Annotated in this window: 16 protein-coding genes; 4 read left to right on the forward strand and 12 right to left on the reverse strand. The window is 57.7% G+C overall.

What is annotated here, in order from left to right; genetic code table 11:
* Nucleotides 1-91 precede the first annotated feature (91 nt).
* The 4 genes from EYB53_RS11920 to EYB53_RS11935 all read left to right on the forward strand — a co-directional run bounded on the left by EYB53_RS11920 (nucleotide 92) and on the right by EYB53_RS11935 (nucleotide 4327).
* On the forward strand, nucleotides 92-1486 hold the full coding sequence (locus EYB53_RS11920) for an FAD-dependent oxidoreductase (protein WP_135478407.1): 1395 nt from the start codon (nucleotides 92-94) through the stop codon (nucleotides 1484-1486).
* 6 nt (nucleotides 1487-1492) lie between these two features.
* Complete coding sequence (locus EYB53_RS11925; RefSeq protein ID WP_135478408.1) at nucleotides 1493-2713, forward strand: glycosyltransferase family 4 protein; 1221 nt, start codon at nucleotides 1493-1495, stop codon at nucleotides 2711-2713.
* Nucleotides 2713-3693 (forward strand): hypothetical protein, encoded by a 981-nt coding sequence (locus EYB53_RS11930; protein WP_135478465.1) that lies wholly within the window; start codon nucleotides 2713-2715, stop codon nucleotides 3691-3693. Before EYB53_RS11925 ends, EYB53_RS11930 begins: the two co-directional genes overlap by 1 nt.
* A 148-nt stretch (nucleotides 3694-3841) precedes the next feature.
* Nucleotides 3842-4327, forward strand: a complete 486-nt coding sequence (locus tag EYB53_RS11935) for a DUF4332 domain-containing protein (protein ID WP_167857365.1) — start codon at nucleotides 3842-3844, stop codon at nucleotides 4325-4327.
* Between the two features lie 97 nt (nucleotides 4328-4424).
* Here the strand turns inward: EYB53_RS11935 and hypE are convergent, their stop codons facing one another.
* The 12 genes from hypE to EYB53_RS11995 form a co-directional block, all read right to left on the reverse strand.
* Nucleotides 4425-5471: a hydrogenase expression/formation protein HypE gene (gene hypE, locus EYB53_RS11940; RefSeq protein WP_371879105.1), complete on the reverse strand. Its 1047-nt coding sequence runs from the start codon at nucleotides 5469-5471 to the stop codon at nucleotides 4425-4427.
* Nucleotides 5472-5476: 5 nt separating this feature from the next.
* Nucleotides 5477-6565 (reverse strand): hydrogenase formation protein HypD, encoded by a 1089-nt coding sequence (gene hypD / locus EYB53_RS11945; RefSeq protein WP_135478410.1) that lies wholly within the window; start codon nucleotides 6563-6565, stop codon nucleotides 5477-5479.
* Between the two features lie 3 nt (nucleotides 6566-6568).
* Nucleotides 6569-6826 carry a HypC/HybG/HupF family hydrogenase formation chaperone gene (locus EYB53_RS11950; RefSeq protein ID WP_129673045.1) on the reverse strand — a complete coding sequence of 86 codons (258 nt, stop codon included), beginning with the start codon at nucleotides 6824-6826 and terminating at the stop codon, nucleotides 6569-6571.
* 4 nt (nucleotides 6827-6830) lie between these two features.
* Nucleotides 6831-9263 (reverse strand): carbamoyltransferase HypF, encoded by a 2433-nt coding sequence (gene hypF / locus EYB53_RS11955; protein ID WP_254151039.1) that lies wholly within the window; start codon nucleotides 9261-9263, stop codon nucleotides 6831-6833.
* Between the two features lie 19 nt (nucleotides 9264-9282).
* Nucleotides 9283-9924: a hydrogenase nickel incorporation protein HypB gene (hypB, locus tag EYB53_RS11960; protein WP_135478412.1), complete on the reverse strand. Its 642-nt coding sequence runs from the start codon at nucleotides 9922-9924 to the stop codon at nucleotides 9283-9285.
* Nucleotides 9925-9997: 73 nt separating this feature from the next.
* Nucleotides 9998-10339 (reverse strand): hydrogenase maturation nickel metallochaperone HypA/HybF, encoded by a 342-nt coding sequence (locus EYB53_RS11965; RefSeq protein ID WP_135478413.1) that lies wholly within the window; start codon nucleotides 10337-10339, stop codon nucleotides 9998-10000.
* Nucleotides 10332-10817: a HyaD/HybD family hydrogenase maturation endopeptidase gene (locus EYB53_RS11970; RefSeq protein ID WP_135478414.1), complete on the reverse strand. Its 486-nt coding sequence runs from the start codon at nucleotides 10815-10817 to the stop codon at nucleotides 10332-10334. The genes EYB53_RS11965 and EYB53_RS11970 overlap by 8 nt, the downstream gene beginning before the upstream one ends.
* 243 nt (nucleotides 10818-11060) lie before the next feature.
* Nucleotides 11061-13562 (reverse strand): sensor domain-containing protein, encoded by a 2502-nt coding sequence (locus EYB53_RS11975; protein ID WP_167857366.1) that lies wholly within the window; start codon nucleotides 13560-13562, stop codon nucleotides 11061-11063.
* A 146-nt stretch (nucleotides 13563-13708) separates the two neighbouring features.
* Nucleotides 13709-15244, reverse strand: coding sequence for a circadian clock protein KaiC (gene kaiC, locus EYB53_RS11980; protein WP_167857367.1), 1536 nt, complete (start codon nucleotides 15242-15244; stop codon nucleotides 13709-13711).
* Between the two features lie 39 nt (nucleotides 15245-15283).
* Nucleotides 15284-15544, reverse strand: a complete 261-nt coding sequence (locus EYB53_RS11985; RefSeq protein ID WP_503827064.1) for a circadian clock KaiB family protein — start codon at nucleotides 15542-15544, stop codon at nucleotides 15284-15286.
* A gap of 86 nt (nucleotides 15545-15630) precedes the next feature.
* A complete protein-coding gene (locus tag EYB53_RS11990; RefSeq protein ID WP_167857368.1) occupies nucleotides 15631-16836 on the reverse strand; it encodes a PAS domain-containing protein in 1206 nt (401 codons plus the stop codon).
* A gap of 110 nt (nucleotides 16837-16946) precedes the next feature.
* Nucleotides 16947-18098, reverse strand: coding sequence for an ABC transporter substrate-binding protein (locus tag EYB53_RS11995; protein WP_135478418.1), 1152 nt, complete (start codon nucleotides 18096-18098; stop codon nucleotides 16947-16949).
* Between the last annotated feature and the right edge of the window lie 15 nt (nucleotides 18099-18113).

Raw genomic sequence — 18113 nt, forward strand, 5'->3', positions numbered from 1 at the left:
GTTTTGCATGAATGCGTCCGTAGGGGTGATCTACCTCGCTTTTCTGTCTTACGACTCCACCGGTCGAATGGCCTGCCGAAGGAGCCTTACCGTGAGTGTACAACTCGGAACTGTGGAACGTCCGCTTCGGGTCGCGATTGTCGGTGCCGGTCCTGCTGGTTTTTATGCCGCAGAAGCGCTGCTTAAGCAGAAAGAGCTCGTCTGCCAGATTGATTTTATCAATCGCCTGCCGACCCCGTATGGCCTGGTGCGCGAGGGGGTTGCACCTGATCATCAGTCGATCAAGGCCGTGACCCGCATCTATGACAAACTCGCTGCGTTGCCCAATGTGCGCTATTTTGGGAATGTCATGTTTGGCCGCGATCTCTCCCATCAGGATCTGAAGAATCATTACGATCAGATCATCTACGCGGTTGGGGCTCAGTCTGACCGCAAGATGGGCGTGCCCGGCGAGGAGTTTCTCGGTAGTTTACCCGCGACGATCTTTGTTGGTTGGTATAACGGCCATCCCGATTATAGCGATCGCCATTTTGATCTGAGCCACGAGCGGGTGGTGGTGGTGGGCAATGGCAATGTTGCCATGGATGTGACCCGGATTCTGGCCAGCAATCCCGATGAACTCGCCAAGACCGACATGGCCGATTATGCGATTGGCGTGCTGCGCAAAAGCCAGGTGCGTGAAGTCGTCGTGCTTGGTCGACGTGGTCCCGCTCAGGCTGCCTTTACTAATCCTGAGTTGAAGGAGTTTGGTGAATTGGCGGATGTTGATGTGATTGTCGATCCCGCTGACCTCGAACTCGATCCGCTCAGTGAGCAGAGTCTGGCCGAAGATAAGACCGCCACCAAAAATGTTGCTATGCTGCGTGCCTATGCTGCTCGTGGCGCAACAGGCGCACCAAAACGCATTGTGATGCGCTTCCTCGCCTCACCCGTCGAGGTTCTCGGCGAAGATGGCAAGGTGGTCGGGGTCAAAATTGAACGCAATAAGCTGGTGCAGGCCGCCGATGGTACGCAGCGGCCTCGGGGCACCGGTGAGTATGAGACGCTCGCTTGTGGCATGATCCTGCGCTCGGTAGGCTATCGTGGCGTCAGGTTGCCCGGGGTGCCTTTTGATGAAATGAGCGGTACAATCCCCAATGTCGCCGGGCGCGTGGTGCGCACGCGCAGCGATGAGGTTGTCCCTGGTGAATATGTGGTCGGTTGGGCCAAACGTGGGCCTTCGGGCATCATCGGGACGAATAAGCCCGATGCCGCCGCGACGGTGGCCATGATGATCGAGGATTTGCCAACGCTCACCCCGGCACCCGGTGATGGTGCCGTCGAGAAGATCCTCGAAAGCCACGGTGTGCATTATATTACGTATGCCGATTGGAAGATCCTTGATGCTCACGAGGCGAGTCGCGGCGTTGACCAGAGCCGCCCTCGCGTCAAAGAGACCAATGTGGATCGTATGATGGCGGTTATTCAGGAAGGCCGCAAGGGTTAGTCAAACGTGCGTATTGCGATGCTCGCCCCATTCGGGGTGCGCCCCAAAGGAACCTTGCTGGCGCGGATGTTGCCACTCGCACGCGCACTCGTGCGGCGTGGACACGTGGTTACGCTTGTCGCACCACCCGTGCATAATCCCGAAGATGCCGGGACACGGGTGGTGCTTGATGGTGTAACGGTTATCCATACACCCCTGCCAACGTCGCCTGGTGCCGTCACGATTCTTGAACAGAGTGCCTCGTTGTTGCGGATCGCGCTTGATAGCCATCCGCACCTGTTGCACCTCTGTAAACCCAAGGGCTATAGCGGTCTCGCGGCCCTCGCTTCCCGTGCGCTCTCACCCCGGGTGCCCCTGGTGGTCGATAGCGATGACTGGGAAGGCTGGGGGGGTTGGAATGAACTGCTGCCCTATCCTTCGAGCGCTCGCTGGCTCTTTGCCTGGCAAGAACGCGATTTGCCCCGCCGCGCCGCAGCCGTGACGGTCGCGAGCCGTACCCTCGAAAGCCTCGTCTGGTCGATGGGGGTGCCGCCCGAGCGTGTCTTCTATTTGCCCAATGGCATTGAGCCCGCTCTCTTTGATCATGATGAGGCAGACGAGTGGCACGACCACCTGCCCCTCTTTCCCCTTGATGAACCAGACTTGTTGCCTGCCTATCAACCCTACCCCACTCTGCTGCTCTATACGCGCTTCTGGGAAATCGATCTGCACGAACTGGTGGCAGCCCTGGTGACGATCTATACCGCACGGCCTGGCGTACGCTTGATTGTGATTGGGCGGGGCGAGAACGGGGAAGAACAGGAATTGCTCGCCTGGGCTAACCGCGCTGGCTTTGCCTCGATGCTTGACTATCGCGGCTGGCTCGATCCCGCCCTCATCCCTGAGGTGATTGCCGAGGCCGCCATTGCGCTTGTGCCAACACGTGATACGCTGATCAATCGGGCGCGCTGCTCGGCCAAGTTGCTTGAACTGATGGGCTTTGGCCTCGCGGTCGTCGCTAGTGATGTCGGTGAGGCCCGCAATATGCTGATCCACGAGACGAGTGGCTTACTGGTGCCGCCTGGCAATCCTGCTGCCCTCGCCGCAGCAACGCTACGCCTGATCGATGACGAGATCCTGCGCATGCGCCTTGCCGATAATGCGCAGATCGCGGCAACCGAGTATAGCTGGGATCGCCTCGTGCTGATCGCTGAACAGGCCTATGCTGTCGCAATGCGAGATCTGTGATGTTCGACTGGCTCTTTGGCTCACGTAAACAGGATCAACGCCACGACCAGGGCGTGCTCCAGGGCACACCAGCAACCGTGGAACCAATCACGCTGCGGGTCAGCCTGATCACCCACGCGCCAATCCTCGAAGCCCGCGGCGGGCAACGCCTCTATGAGCATTTTAAGTGGCCCAATCCCCTTGCGCTTGCGCAACAGTACGCCGCTGATCTGCGCACGGTCTCAGGTGGCATCGCACGCTACGACATTGTCGAACATCAGGTCGTTGATGGCTATCCCGTCAAACGTGATGGGTTTGTCTATGACGATGCAACCTACCTCCGCTGTATGGCTCACCAGCAGAGCTTTCATCAGCCCGATGCGGTTGACTATGAGCGCCTGATCGCGACGTTCGATCTCAAGCGCAAAGTGCTCAGTGGTGCCATTGACGAAGTCTGGCTGATGGGCTTTCCCTATGCTGGCTATTACGAAAGCCAGATGGTCGGGGCCGGGGCGATCTGGTGCAACTCGCCGCCGCTGGCGTCACCCGATCTCTGCCCACGACGCTTCATCATTATGGGCTTCAATTATGAACGCGGTGTTGACTGCATGCTCGAAAATTTCGGCCATCGGGTCGAGTCGATCATGAGCCACGTCTACCGTAACCATCAGGGCGAACGCAACCTCTGGGAGCGCTATATTCGTCACGAAGTGCGCCACCCTGGACGCGCCGAGTGTGGCAATGTTCATTTTGCCCCCAATAGCACCCGTGATTACGAGTGGGGCAATGCTCGCCCGGTGCTGTCGCGTGCCGATACCTGGTACAACTTCCCTGACCTCAGTGGCGCACCACGGATGATGAATGCGCAAGACTGGGGCAACGGCGATATGCGCTTGCATCATCTCTGGTGGCTCGATCATCTACCCCGTGTCGCCGGTGCGACCGATGGGGTGCAACATAACTGGTGGTGGTATGTGTTGTGCCCTGATCGGGCGTTCTAAGCGGGTCGGCGGCCCGCTTAGAACGCCCGATCAGGGCGAGTCTGGGGAGCCTGCGGCCCTGAACTCAATCTCTTCAACGAGTCGCCATGAAGTTGGTATAATAGATCAGTGTGACGTGACGTATGGCAAAACATTAGGAGGTTCTTGCATGTCGGATAAGAAGATCAGTGAGGGCGAGGCAGTCAAGACAGATGGGGCCGTGAGCTTTATGACGAAGCTTGGTTCGATTGCGAGCCTCGATCCTGAGCTGGTCAAGAAATTGAATAGCCTCGATATCATGACCAATGTCGCTCTGCTCGAACGCGGTGCGCAACCCGAGGGCCGCGATGAGATCGCGGCGACTGCGGGCATTGATCAGGTTCAACTGCTCAAAGCGCTCTATTTGATGGATCTCGAACGGGTAAATGGCGTGTCGTGGACCAATGCGACGCTGCTCACTGCCGCAGGCGTCACGACGGTGCCTGATCTGGCCTTCCGCAATGCCGATGATCTGTTGCCCCAGTTGAAACAGGCCAATACAGAACTGGGCTTGCTTAAACGCTCGCCCACACCCAAGGTGGTCAAAGGCTGGATCGAACACGCACGTGAGTTGCCTCAGGTGCTCTTCTTTGGCGGGAACGCCGAAGTATATTAGGGCCAGTTTGACGCAAAGACGCAAAGGGTTTTGAGCTAGCTGCATGCGCAGCTTTGCGCCTTTGCGCCTTTGCGTCAAATCATCCTACGAATGACGCTCAACAGATGCGTGGCAATTGTTCGCCGCTCAACATATCAACACTGCGCATGCCGCCGATCCGCGAACGCATCACGACGCTGCCTGGATGCTCGCTCGTCACCTGGCCAATCATGGCCGCCTGCACTCCCAGCGGGTGCCGACGCATGGCTTCGAGGGCCAGGGTGGCGTAATCTGCCGCAACAATCACCAGGCATTTGCCTTCGTTGGCGACATAGAGCGGATCAAGCCCGAGGATTTCACAGGCACCACGCACCGCTTCATCAAGGGGAAGCTTCTTCTCTTCAAGCAGGATGCCAACCCGCGCCGCCTGCGCGATCTCGTTGAGCGCCGAGGCGACGCCGCCTCGCGTTGGGTCGCGCAAGACATGCACTGCCGACCCAGCCACTGCGAGCAGATCGGCGACCAGGGTGTGCAGGGGGGCCGAGTCGCTCTCGAGCGCGGTCTCGAATGCGAGACCTTCGCGTACCGACATAATCGCAATGCCGTGATTGGCAAGCGGGCCACTGATGATCACAACATCGCCTGGCTCGGCGCGTTGCGGGTCGATCTGGATGCCCTGCGGGATCAGGCCGAGGCCCGTCGTGTTGAGGAAGATGCCGTCGCCCTTGCCCCGATCAACCACCTTGGTATCGCCAGTCACAATCGGCACCCCAACGGCACCCGCCGCATCACGAATGCTTTGTACCACCCGCCACAGCGTCTCCATCGGCAGGCCCTCTTCAATGATCATCCCGACCGAAAGGGCGAGCGGCTGCGCTCCACACATCGCAAGGTCGTTCACCGTGCCATGCACCGCCAGTGAGCCGATGTCGCCGCCAGGAAAGAAGAGCGGACTGATCACATACGAGTCGGTCGAAAAGGCGACTCGCGCACCACCTACCTCCAACTGCGCCCCGTCATGCAAGCGATCCAGGCTCGGATTGGTCAACGCAGGCTGAATCAGTTGCTCGATCAGCATCTGCGTCAACCGCCCGCCGCCGCCATGCCCCATCGTCACGGTTGGATACTGGCTGAGCGGAATTGGACAGACTGCTTCAAATGCCACGCTTGTTACTCCACACTTGCATAGTGAAAATAGGCCGCACACGCCCCTTCCGACGAGACCATCGGTGCGCCGAGCGGGTGCTCGGGGGTGCAGGTTGTGCCAAACGCACTGCAATCACACGGGCGCGCATGACCCTGCATAATCTTGCCAGCAATGCAGAGTGGTGACTCGACCGCTTCAATCGCCTGCACGTTGAAGCGCACTTCGGCATCATAGCCCGCAAAAGCAGGCCGCAGACCGAGGCCGCTCTGCGGAATCATGCCAATGCCCCGCCACTGCCGTGAGCGCACTTCAAAAACCTCGGCCATCAAGCGTTGGGCATGGCGATTGCCTTCGGGCGTCACCGCCCGCGCATACTGGTTCTCGACGCCCCAGATGCCCTTTTCCAGCATCGCAACCGTCATATAGATGCCCTGCAGCAGATCAAGCGGCTCGAAGCCGGTGACGACAAGCGGGACGCGATAGCGCTCGGCGAGCGGCAGATACTCGTGATAGCCCATCACCGCGCAGACGTGACCCGCCGCAAGAAAGCCCTGCACACGATTGCTCGGCGCACCAAGGATCGCCTCCATCGCCGGGGGCACCAATACATGCGCCGAGAGGATCGAGAAGTTGGGCAGGCCCAGCCGGTGAGCCATGTGAACCGCCATTGCATTGGCCGGTGCCGTCGTCTCAAACCCGACCGCAAAAAAGACGACCTGGCGATCAGGATGCTGTTGCGCAAGCTTGACCGCATCGAGCGGCGAATAGACAATGCGGACATCGCCGCCAGCAGCTTTGACACTGAGCAGGTCACGCGCTGACCCAGGCACCCGGAGCATATCGCCAAACGAGGTAAAGATCACCTCGGGGCGCGCCGCAATCGCCAACGCCCGATCGATCAACTCGAGCGGGGTCACACAAACTGGGCAACCAGGACCGTGGACAAGCTCAATTGACGACGGCAACAACCGATCAATACCCGCCTTGACCAGCGTATGCGTCTGACCACCGCAGATCTCCATCAGCGTCCACGGGCGCGTCACCAGACGGGTAAGCGCCTCGAGCAACTGCTGCGCCTCGGCTTCACCGCGATATTCATCAACAAAACGCATGGCTTACTCCGGTTGTTTGAGGGCCAACTCATCAAGTTCATTCATCTCGCGCAGATACTCAAAAACCCTGGCGGCCTCTTCTTCATCAACAATGCTCAGGGCAAACCCGACATGCACGATCACATACTGGCCCACCTGCACCTCGGGCGTATAGGCGAGACAAACCGACTTGACGATCCCGCCAAAATTCACGCGGCCCATCACAATGCCATCGCGTTCTGGTTCAACGGCAATCACTTTGCCAGGTACACCAAGACACATACGCCTACTCCATTCCAGGGACAAAGGTATACGACCGTGCGATCCGAACAACTTCGGTCAGCGTATAGCCTTCGATGCGTGCGGCAGCAGCAGCCAGTTGCCCCAGGCTGATCCCGCCATCATTCGGTGGCACCTGGCGATGCAAAAGTGTCCGCATCCCACAGGCACCCAGCACGGCAACGGCACGCTCGGCCAAAAGACGGTTTTGGAAACAGCCCCCACTCAGCACAATCACCGGCGGATTAATCATCCGCGCAACGGCCACCATGCTCGACACCATCGCATTGTGGAAGCGCGCACTGATCCGTTCAATCGCGACGCCACGCCGCAGATCCGCCAGCAGCGCAATCAACGTGGGCCGCCAATCGAGGGAAGAACCAACCAGCATAAACGGGTAACTCACGGTTTCATAGGGATCGGCGACATACTCAAGCATCATCGCCGCCTCACCTTCAAACGTCACCTTCTGGCAGAGACCGAGCAACGACGCCACCCCATCAAAGAGTCGTCCCGCACTACTAGTTGGCACACACTGCGCGCCCGTCTGGAACATCCGCGAGAAGACCACCCGCTCGTGAGCGGTAAAAGTTTGCAACGGGGCAAGATCGTCCCACTCCATCGCCTGAACTCCATCAATCGCATAGAGCAGCGCCAATGCCGTGCGCCGTGGTTCGCGGATCGCGGCATCGCCCCCAGGCAACAGAAAGGGCCGCAGATGCGCCACACGCTGCGAGTAGGCCACATTGCCATAGAGGAACTCGCCGCCCCAGATCGTGCCATCTAACCCGTAGCCAGTCCCGTCCCAGATGATCCCCAGCGCCAACCCCTCTACCTGATGCTCGGTCATACACGAGGCCAGGTGCGCATGGTGATGCTGGACGCTCAGCACTTGAGCGCTCTCTGGCAACACTCCATCGCCCCTACGCTGCACAAACGTGGTCGTAAAGTAGTCAGGATGGAGATCGTGGACGATTGCCGTCGGCGTGGCGGCATAGAGGCGCATCAGATCGGCGACCACCTGCCCAAAGACCGTGCGTGCTTCAGGGGTTGCGAGATCACCGAGATGCTGACTCAGCAGCACCTGTCGTCCAACACTCAGCGCGATGGTATTCTTGAGTTGTGCCCCCAGTGCGAGGATCGATGGGGCCGGGTGCTGAAGGATAACCGGCGCTGGCGCATAGCCGCGCGCACGGCGCAAGAGGCGCGGCTCGCCACCAAGAAGCATCGCAACACTATCATCAGCCGGGCGGACAAGCGGGCGATTGTGAACAAGCAGCCAATCGGCAATGCCAGTCAGGCGTTGCAACGCTTCGTATTCATCAATCGCAATTGGTTCGTCGGTCAGGTTGCCACTCGTCGCCACGACTGGTGCCTCGAGCGCATCAAGCAACAGATGATGGAGTGGCGTCGTGGGCAACATCAGACCGAGGTACGGATTGCCTGGGGCAATCCCTGGCGCAACCCCGGCCTCGTCACGCCGTCGCAGCAGCACAATCGGCGCTTCCGGCGAGGTCAGCAGATCCGCCGCTTCCTGGGGCACCAGACACAACGTCTCGGCCATCGCCAGATCGCGCACCATCAATGCCAGCGGCTTGGTCGGGCGCTGTTTGCGCGCCCGCAGACGCGCCACGGCTTGTTCGTTGCGCGCATCACAGATCAGTTGAAACCCGCCGAGCCCCTTGACTCCGACAATCTGGCCCGCCAGGATCGCCGCGATCGCCCCGCGCAGGGCGGCGTCACCCTCAGCCAGCACGGTCGCGCTTGTTGGCATACAGGCGCCATTGTGACGATCTGGCGCAGAGGGCGCAGATTCTGCACCCCCTTCGCCATCAGGCATCCGCCAGAGGGCAAGCTGTGGCCCACAGACATGACAGGCATTTGGCTGCGCATGGAAACGCCGGTTCGCCGGATCTTCATACTCAGCACGGCAGGCCGGGCAGAGTTCAAACGACCGCATGGTTGTAGACGGGCGATCATAGGGCAACTGCTCGATAATGCTAAAGCGCGGGCCGCACTGGGTGCAATTGGTCAAGGGATAACGGTAGCGGCGATTGGCGGGATCGCGCACCTCGGAGCGACACTGCGGGCAGGTCGCCAGATCCGGCAAGACCTGCACCGAAAGCAAGCCCTCGGCATCACTCTCGCGGATCTGAAACCCGTGAAAACCGACTGGCTCAAGCCAATCAACTGACGCAGCAAGAATACGGGCGACCCGGGGATGCTCGTTGAGGATGCGCGTATGAAAAGTCTCAAGCGACGCACGCCGACCCTCAACCTCGATCACTACCCCATCAGGCCCATTGAACACCCACCCCGTGAGCTTCGCCTCTAACGCACAGCGATACACGAAAGGCCGGAAGCCAACCCCCTGCACCGCCCCGTGGATGGCGAGACGGAGCCGGATCAGCCGTTCCTCACCGTGAGCTTCATTGCTCAAGCTTGCTCTCTCCATAGCTCTAGACCCGACTCACAAGCCAATCGATCCACTGCGCAAGGCCCGCGCCAGTACGACACGAAATCGCGAAGATCGGAGCATCGGGATTCACCATCTGCACGCCACAGCGAAAGAACTCAAGATCAAAGTCAAAGACGGGGCAGAGATCGGCTTTATTCAACAGTACCACATCCGCAGCCGCAAACATGCCCGGATACTTATACGGCTTATCGTGGCCCTCAGGCGCACTGGCAACCACCACATTGGCATGGGTGCCCAGCTTGAAATTGGCCGGACAGACCAGATTGCCCACATTTTCCACCATCAAAAGCCGCAGACTGGAGAGATCGAGATGGGGCAGCGCCGTGCGGATCATTGGTGCATCGAGATGACAGCCGCCGCCGGTATTGATCTGCACCACCGGCAAACCTCGTGCCGCGATTGTCTCGGCATCAAGCGACGAAGCCAGATCGCCCTCAATCACCCCAAGGCCCACGCCGACAGGCAGACGTTCCGCCGTTGCCAGGATCAAAGCAGTTTTGCCGGCCCCCGGCGAAGCCATCACATTCACCGCAAAGAGACCTGCCGCATCAAAGGCAGCGCGATTCTCGGTGGCGACGGCATCATTGTCACTCAAAATCGCCTGAACAACATTCACCTTCATTGGCGTACCTCCTGTTGTTGCTCAACTGTAGCCGATAATCCAGGTGACAAGATTGTGACTTGGCAACACTGCGTTACGATTCTTCGACTTCGATGCTCGCGAGGTAAAACTCGGTGCCACCGCTGACACGCAGTTGTGATGAGCCACAGACAGGACAGGCGAACGGCAAGGGTGGATCAACCGGCGTGACGACCTGGCAGGCGAGACAGGTTGCCTGGGCGGAAACCCGGCGGAAGCGAAGCAGCGCCCCTGCGGCGGGTGTATCACGGCTCATAATCTCAAAATAGAACTGCACCGAGTCATCAACAAAACTACTCAGGCTCCCAACGACCAGATCAATCGCGAGGATACGTCGGTCATCAGCCGCCTGAAGCGCTACACGCAAAATATGCTCGGTCACTGACAATTCATGCATCGCGATCCTGCCTGGCAAGGCCCCATCCCTGCAACTCGGCGGCCACTGCGTCGAGCAGCGCGGGCAAACGAGCGGCAACCGTTGCACTCAACTCGGTACCAAGCTCAAGCCGTTCAGGCACCATGCCCCAGAGCACCCAGCGCGACGGCATCGGGCCTACGAGGCTACCCAGGGCGAGCAATTCGGCGAGACCAACGTGATGCAGCGAGAGTTGACGAGCCATGCCAGCCGTGATGGCCTCGCCTTCAAGTCGCACCAGGCTCCCAGGCGGATCATCAGTCACCACGGCATCGACCATCAAGAGATTCGCCACCCCGACAAGCTGCGGCAACAGGTGCAACCCAAGCGTCTCGCCGTCAAAGACCACCACGTCGGGCAGTGTACCATACCAGCGCTGCAACTGCTGGCATGCGCGGCTGCCGAGACCATCATCAGACATCATCGGATTGCCAAGCCCCAGAATAAGCGTGTGTTGCATCGGCAGACCGTCCTCAGGAGTGTGTGAAGTAAGTTTTCTGACATGCGTGCAGCCATGTCATGCTGAGTACCAAGTGGCCCACGGGCCAGTGATGCTGTGAGCAACCAGGGTGTTGCCCAGGCCCGCCCTTGTCACCCCGAACGAACGTGAGGGGTCTTCCATGACGATCAGTGCAGATTCCTCACTGCGCCTACGGCTCCGTTCGGAATGACCGTGGAGCCGTTGCGTCAAGCAACCTATCGCTCAAAGCGCTGCCATCCCGGTACGCAAGACCTCGGCAAATTGTTCAGGAGGGATTGGTTTGCTGAAAAGATAGCCCTGGAAGAAATCGCAGCCCATGTCGTGCAAAAACTCATACTGCGTCGTGGTTTCGACCCCTTCGGCAACAACCTGCATACTCAAATGATGTGCAAGGGTAATGATTGCATTGACAATTCCGCGCTCACTGCTATCGTTTTCAAATCCGATTTTACTCACAAATGAACGATCAATCTTAAGGACACTGATCGGCAAGCGTTGCAGATAGGCCAGTGACGAAAAGCCCGTGCCAAAATCATCAATCGCCAGACTCAACCCGAGGCTACAGAGGCTACTCAACTGACGGGTCACCGCTTCAACATTGCCCATCAACATACTCTCGGTCAACTCAATCTCGATCCGCTCCGCCTCGACCTTTGTTTCGGCAAGGATCTGGGTCAAGGTGGGAATGAAATCCTGCTGCGAGAATTGCAACGCCGACACATTGACCGCAATGCGCACGGCAGGCAGGCCCGCTGCATCCCACACCCGGATCTGGCGACAAAGCTCACGGAGACACCACTCACCAATTGGCACAATCAAGCCAATCTCTTCGGCAAGGGGAATAAACCGTGTGGGAGGAATCTGGCCCAGATCAGGATGCTGCCAGCGCAACAACGACTCAGCGCCAATCACATGGCGTTCGCGATCCACCTTGGCCTGATAATGCAAGCTCAACTCACCCCGTTCGATGGCTCGACGCAAATGCGTTTCAAGCTGTAGGCGAGCGAGCGCAGCGGTGTTGACCGTCGCATCAAAAAACTGAAAACTATTGCGGAGGGTGCTTTTGGCGCGATACATCGCTGCTTCGGCACTACGTTGCAGCGCATCAGCATCTTCGCCATCGTGCGGATAGAGGCTAGCCCCAATGCTCGCACTGACAAAGAGTTCCTGCTGACTAATCACAAACGGCGTGCGCAGGGCATCGTGAAGACGGCGAGCGACGCGAGTCACCTGCGGTGCGCCGCTGACATCGGGCAAGACGAGCATAAACTCATCACCACCACGACGTGCCAGCGTATCGGTTGTCCGCACACAGCCCTCAAAGCGGCGTGCCAACTGGATCAAGAGGGTGTCGCCGACGGTATGGCCGAGCGTATCATTGATCTGCTTGAAGCGATCAAGATCGAGCATCATCACCGCCATCAAATTCCCCGAACGGCGGGCAATTTCAAGGGCCAGATGCAAACGATCCTCAAAGAGCAGGCGATTGGGAAGACCGGTGAGCGGATCATGATACGATTGATACGCAAGCTGACGGGTATGCTCGTGCTGCTCAATCGCAATTGCCAGCAACTGTCCGACAAGTTCCATAAAGACCAGATCATCGGCATTCGGTGCGATCGCCACACGACGACAACAGATCAACTGAGCCACCACACCGAGCGCCCCGGCCCGCACTGGCGCGCGCCAGACCATCACCATATGCCGAGCCGACAGCAAAGGGCAGAGTGTCGGCCAAGGGACCTCGGCGCCCGCCATATCAATGGCCTGAATAGCCAGTGCATTACCATTAGCATCATTGGCAGACAGCGCATACCCCTTGGCCCAGCGATCAAGGATCGCGAGTTCATCGGGGAGGAGCATCTCGCTGGGGAGCGAGCGAAACACATCGGCGTCAGGCACTAGCAACGCAACATAGATGCTATCAGGATGCCTATTCTGGGTCATCAACAAAATACGTGCGACCACCGCCTCGAGGCTACGCTGACGGGCAATCAACTCGAGGGTTTGGCGGCTATCGATCTCGAGATCGTCGCGCTGATGCTTTCTGGTTGTCTCATCGTGGGTCACAATCGCACAGATCTTATGGCCCTCACGACATGCAAGCACATTCATGGCAAACCAGCGCGGTCCCTGATCCATCATCAGCGCATATTCGCTCTGGTAATGGGATCGCTGACCCGCCAGCACGGCACGTAGCCCCTCCAGAATCGTCGGGGAAGGCGGCTCACTTGCTGCTATCAGGCGTTTGGCCAGACGCAGATAATTGGTTCCAATCTTGCCATACTCTGGGGGAAAGTTATGGATAGCAAGAAAGCCCTGCCATGCATGATTGGCCGCAATAATCACACCCTCGGTATTGATCATCACGACCCCGGCGGCCATACTATCAAGCGCCTGATGGAACAGTTGCTGCGACTCGATCAGCAACTGTTCGCTGCGGCGCTCGAAGGTCACATCAATCATACTCACGAGATAGGCTGGTTCACCATACCAGGCAATTTCAGTCATCTCGAGGTTGATGAACGCAACGCTCTGATCGGGGCGAACGATCGTCAGATCACCGATCTGCGCATTCACCAACGGAAAGCCAAACTCGTGCCCAAGCAGATTCATCGCCGAACGCCCAAAGAGCGCTTCAGTTGCCGCATTCACCAGACGGATCACACCTTCTGTATCAACGACAGCGAGCGCATCAAGGCTCTCAGCAACCAGAACTTGCACCGCATCTTCCGTAGCCAGAGGAGAAGACGTTGATCGAGGCGTACCATCAGAATGAGTGCGGGAATGTTGCGGATCAAACGTCATACCACCTCACTGCGCCATTGACGTGCCAATGGCATAGCAGGGCAAGTCATACAAATACCAGGTCAACCTTCAGGCAGCAACGGATTCTCTTCATCACGGAAGAGCGCACTAAGACGCTCGATTTCGCTTGGGGCAACATGGGTAAACTGACCAGAGAGAATACCAGAAATATTCCGGAACGGTCGCCCAATATGCATCCCAGTACCATCAATCGAAAACTCACGAATATCTTTATCGTGCGCCGAGCCGCGCATCTTCAGGACCGTCAAACCACGGCGCATCTCACCAAAGAGCTCGACATAGCGCAGCAGAATGATCGAGTCAGTGATCGTCGAGATATGCGCCTCGGTAATCGACGTCCCACCAAGCAAGGTCGGGGTCGTCGACGTATAGAGCCCGGCCATCTCTTGATGTTTAATAAACGAGGTCAGGCCAATCACGAACTCACGAAAGCCCTTGATCGTCGAAACGCGTTCAAGAGCCGAGAGGCTATCAATCGCCACGCGCTGGGGGCGAAAACGCAGGATTTCATCCTGAATCGAAATCAACTGATCCTCAAGGCCGGTCACCTCAGGGTAGTTACAAACCACCCGCAGGAGGCCATCCTGTTCCATCTGCTCAAAATCAACGCCCCAGCCAATCGCATTACGCGCCAACTGATCGCGGCTCTCTTCAAAAGCAAAGAGCAACGAACGTTCACCGCGCAGGGCTCCCGAGGCCATAAAGGTCGTTGACATGAGGGTCTTACCGGTTCCGGTCGCCCCACTGACCAGAATAATCGAGTCACGGAAGAAGCCGCCCCCACACATCCGATCGAGTTCGGGGGAACCCGAGCTAATCCGCACATTCGACGAGCGCTGTTTCAACTCAATCGCCGAGAGCGGGATCACCACGATACCCTGCCCAGGGATCACGGTAAAGGGGAAGCCACCTTTTTGATGTGAAGTACCGCGGAACTTGAGGATCTCGACGGTACGACGGCGCTTTTCTTCTTCCAACAGATTGCGCAGGATAACCACATCATCAGTCACAAACTCTTCGACCCCATAGCGCCCGATATCACCAAACTCATGGGTTCGCTCAGCCGTAATGACCGCCGTGAGGCCCATACTCTTGAGTGAGGTCACAATGCGAAACAACTCATTGCGCACCACACGGGTATCGGCCAAACGATTAAAGATTGCCCCGAGGCTATCCATCGAAACGCGGGTTGCCCCCACGCGGCGCACCGCGTGCTCGATGCGAGCCAGCAGGGCACTGAGGTCATAGGCCCCCATAATCATCAACTCATCATCAGCCTGCGGCGAGGCATCGACAAACGCCCAACGGCCCTGTTCCTCCCACTCGGCAATATTCCAACCAAAGCCAAGCATATTACGGCGCAGCGCCGCCGGCGACTCTTCGAAGGTCACGAAGACGCCGGCCTCGCCGAGCTGCACGCCAGCAGCCAGAAACTGCGAAGCAAAGACCGTCTTGGCACTCCCCGCCGTACCCGACACAAGCGTGGTTCGGCCACGCGGCAACCCACCATTTGCGATATGATCAAAGCCAGGGATACCCGTTGGCAACCGCTCAATCACTGACACATCTGTAGCCAAGGTGCTTCTCCACTCTGGGCGTGAGCAAGGCCCGCAACCCTACAAACCATCATGGGGCAAATTCAAAGCAGCTAACAATTCTTCAGGAGGCACACCAAGGTCGCCGATAATACGTCGCGGCGGATCAGGAAACTCCTTGATCAAAGTTGGCGTTGCAAGAATTTTCCGTGCCTCAGCCTGCTGAGGATCGGCCAATACATCAATAATCACCAGATCGCACTCGTATCTAGCCAGTTCACGCTCACAGAGGCGACGCAGGGTTGCAATCGCACGTTCGGCACGCGGAGAGCGTCCAGCCACATACAGATGAAGAACTATTTTGCTGGGGGCAGGGCCATTCATGACACCTCACAGCGCAGCGTAAAAGTCTGATGCCTGCTCATTGGTTACCGTTGCTCCGACACGGGCGACCCCGGCTCATTTAACAAGGTCATCAGGCGCGCCCGATAGTATGACGCCAGATGACCCATCAACTCAAGAACAAGGAGACGCCCTTCTTCCAGATATGCCTGCTGCTTCACTTGCGGGGCATTGGCGCTCGCAGCACGAACACTGGCGAGATGCACCTCGATGACATCACGTGCGGTTGCATCGTGGTTACCTAGATATTCACCAAGCTCACGGGGATCAAGTTCAATCGCATAATCAGGCTGAGCACGATGTCTAAGCGACTCTTCGAGCAACTGTTTGTAAAATTTCAAAGCCTGCCGAAAGACATCAGGCAACCGTTGCCGCAAGACCCCTCCGGCCAATGGTCGTTTATTCTGCGGGCGTTCCCGTGACCGAACATCAAGATCGCGCAATTCGCGTTCAAACTCACTCAGACGAGCACGCAACATCCGTGCTTCAGCCGCCGCTTCACTGAGCCGCCGATGTTCGGTGACATTCGTATGCGAAACGACGAGCCCTGGGCGGGTTCCCCGCAGGGGCACCACCCGTAAGACAAACCAGCGTTCTTCGTGGGGGGCATGACAAGGATATTCTAACTCAAAAGACGCGAGGCGTCCTTCGAGCACCGCCCGCATCCCATCGAGCGTGATCACCCCTTCTTCTGAGTCAAGCCCCATGGCGTGCTGACAGACGGTAAAATAGTTGACGCCGACACCAGTATACCGCAATTCGGGATCGCCGTTGGCACGGGCAAAATCACACCACGACTCGTTCACGGCGATGATCATGCCATTGGCATCAAGCACCGCCAGGTGAACCGTCAACGAGTTCAAGATCGCCCAGTTAAAGGCTTCGGCATCACGTAATGCCTGTTGAGCGCGACGGTGTTCAGTGATATCACGCAACGAAATCAACTGCGCCGGCGTGCCATCCCACTCGGTATCAACCACCCGCATTTCGGCAACCTGACTGGCCCCGTCAGGATGCAAGAGGTCAATTTCGGCCCGTTCACCGCGCAAAACCGGAAAACCAAAGATCTGTCCGACCAGATCATCGACCCGCCGCCCGAGGATTCCGGCGGCCGCCGGATTCAAAAAACGCACCCGTCCATCACTGTCTACGACAATGATGCCATCGGCATTGGCCGCAACAATTTCACGCAGCTGAAAGTCGTCGGTTGGATAGCGCAGACTATCATCCATGGAAGACCGACTTACCTCAATCCTTTGCCGAGGCGGCGCATGTGCCGCCTCGGACTCCATTGTTATATGATCACAGGTTACAGGCTTGCTGTCAAGCCCTGCGCCTACGATTATTGCCCTTTGACCCGCGTCCACAATTCAGTAAAGACAACCGTGTCTTCATTACGCTCGATCCATTCGAGCCGTTCCAGCATTGCATCATCGGGGGCAAAGCCAGCGGCATAGAGATCCCGGACTTCCTGGGAAAGCAGGGGGATCGCCGCTTCATTCGGGGTGAGGTAGCCAACATAATCGGCATTGGCTGCTGCTACATCAGGTCGCAAGAGGAAGTTGATAAAGACATGCGCGGTATAGGCGTTGGGCGACTCACGCAAAATAACCAGATTATCCATCCAGATCGCCCCACCCTCATCAGGAATGACAAATTCTATGTTCGCATTGCCAGAAAATTCGTCACCAAGACCAGTCCGCGCCTGCATGGCCGCGCCGCTCCAGGCATGCGCCAGGATGAACTCTTCGGATGAAAGCCGTCGGTTGACATCCGAGCTATTGTACGAGGCAAGGAACGGCTTCTGGGCAATCAGGATCGCCTCAACTTGCTGCAAAATGGCTGGATCAGTCGCATTGATCGATGCGCCCAGGTATTTGAGCACGGCCCCTGGGGTTTCACGTTCGTCATCGAGCATGCTAAAGCGCCCCCGGAAAGCAGGCAGTTGGGCGGAATCAAAGAGCACCGACCAACTTGTAATGCCCTCGGGGAAAAAGGTACGATTGTAGGCAATGCCAGTCAACCCATACAAATAGGGAAGCGAAATAGCATTGTCAGGGTCAAAATATTTATTGAGTAACCCAGGATCAAGATACTGCATATTCGGCACAAGCGCTTGATCAAGTGGTGCCACCAGATCATCAAGCGCCATAATCTGCACTGCATAGTCGGATGGGGCAACAACATCATAGCCCGAATTGCCCGCCCGGATCTTGGCAATCATATCTTCGTTTGAGTCAAAGATATCAACAATCACCCGTACCCCATACTCCTCTTCGAACTGGGTCAAGATCTCAGGATTGATATAGTCACTCCAGTTGTAGAAATAGAGTTCACGGGACAACCGGGCACGGTCAACACCATCATCAGGTATGGCAGCCTCGCCGCCCGAAGCATCTGTCGTCGGTTCACTCCCCGTCGGAGTTCCCGCACCACACGCCACCAACCAGGGCAACACCAACACCAGCACCAACCAGAAGAATCTTTGTCGCATTGTTGGGCTTCTCCT

The organism is Candidatus Chloroploca mongolica (assembly GCF_004762035.2).
GTDB lineage: Bacteria > Chloroflexota > Chloroflexia > Chloroflexales > Chloroflexaceae > Chloroploca > Chloroploca mongolica.

Bases quoted from the DNA above. Each gene is read 5' to 3' on its own strand.
- EYB53_RS11965 (WP_135478413.1), bottom strand. From the start codon at position 10,339: ATGCATGAATTGTCAGTGACCGAGCATATTTTGCGTGTAGCGCTTCAG.
- EYB53_RS11930 (WP_135478465.1), top strand. From the start codon at position 2,713: ATGTTCGACTGGCTCTTTGGCTCACGTAAACAGGATCAACGCCACGAC.
- hypB (WP_135478412.1), bottom strand. From the start codon at position 9,924: ATGAAGGTGAATGTTGTTCAGGCGATTTTGAGTGACAATGATGCCGTC.
- EYB53_RS11950 (WP_129673045.1), bottom strand. From the start codon at position 6,826: ATGTGTCTTGGTGTACCTGGCAAAGTGATTGCCGTTGAACCAGAACGC.
- hypD (WP_135478410.1), bottom strand. From the start codon at position 6,565: ATGCGTTTTGTTGATGAATATCGCGGTGAAGCCGAGGCGCAGCAGTTG.
- EYB53_RS11970 (WP_135478414.1), bottom strand. From the start codon at position 10,817: ATGCAACACACGCTTATTCTGGGGCTTGGCAATCCGATGATGTCTGAT.
- EYB53_RS11990 (WP_167857368.1), bottom strand. From the start codon at position 16,836: ATGGATGATAGTCTGCGCTATCCAACCGACGACTTTCAGCTGCGTGAA.
- EYB53_RS11995 (WP_135478418.1), bottom strand. From the start codon at position 18,098: ATGCGACAAAGATTCTTCTGGTTGGTGCTGGTGTTGGTGTTGCCCTGG.
- EYB53_RS11935 (WP_167857365.1), top strand. From the start codon at position 3,842: ATGTCGGATAAGAAGATCAGTGAGGGCGAGGCAGTCAAGACAGATGGG.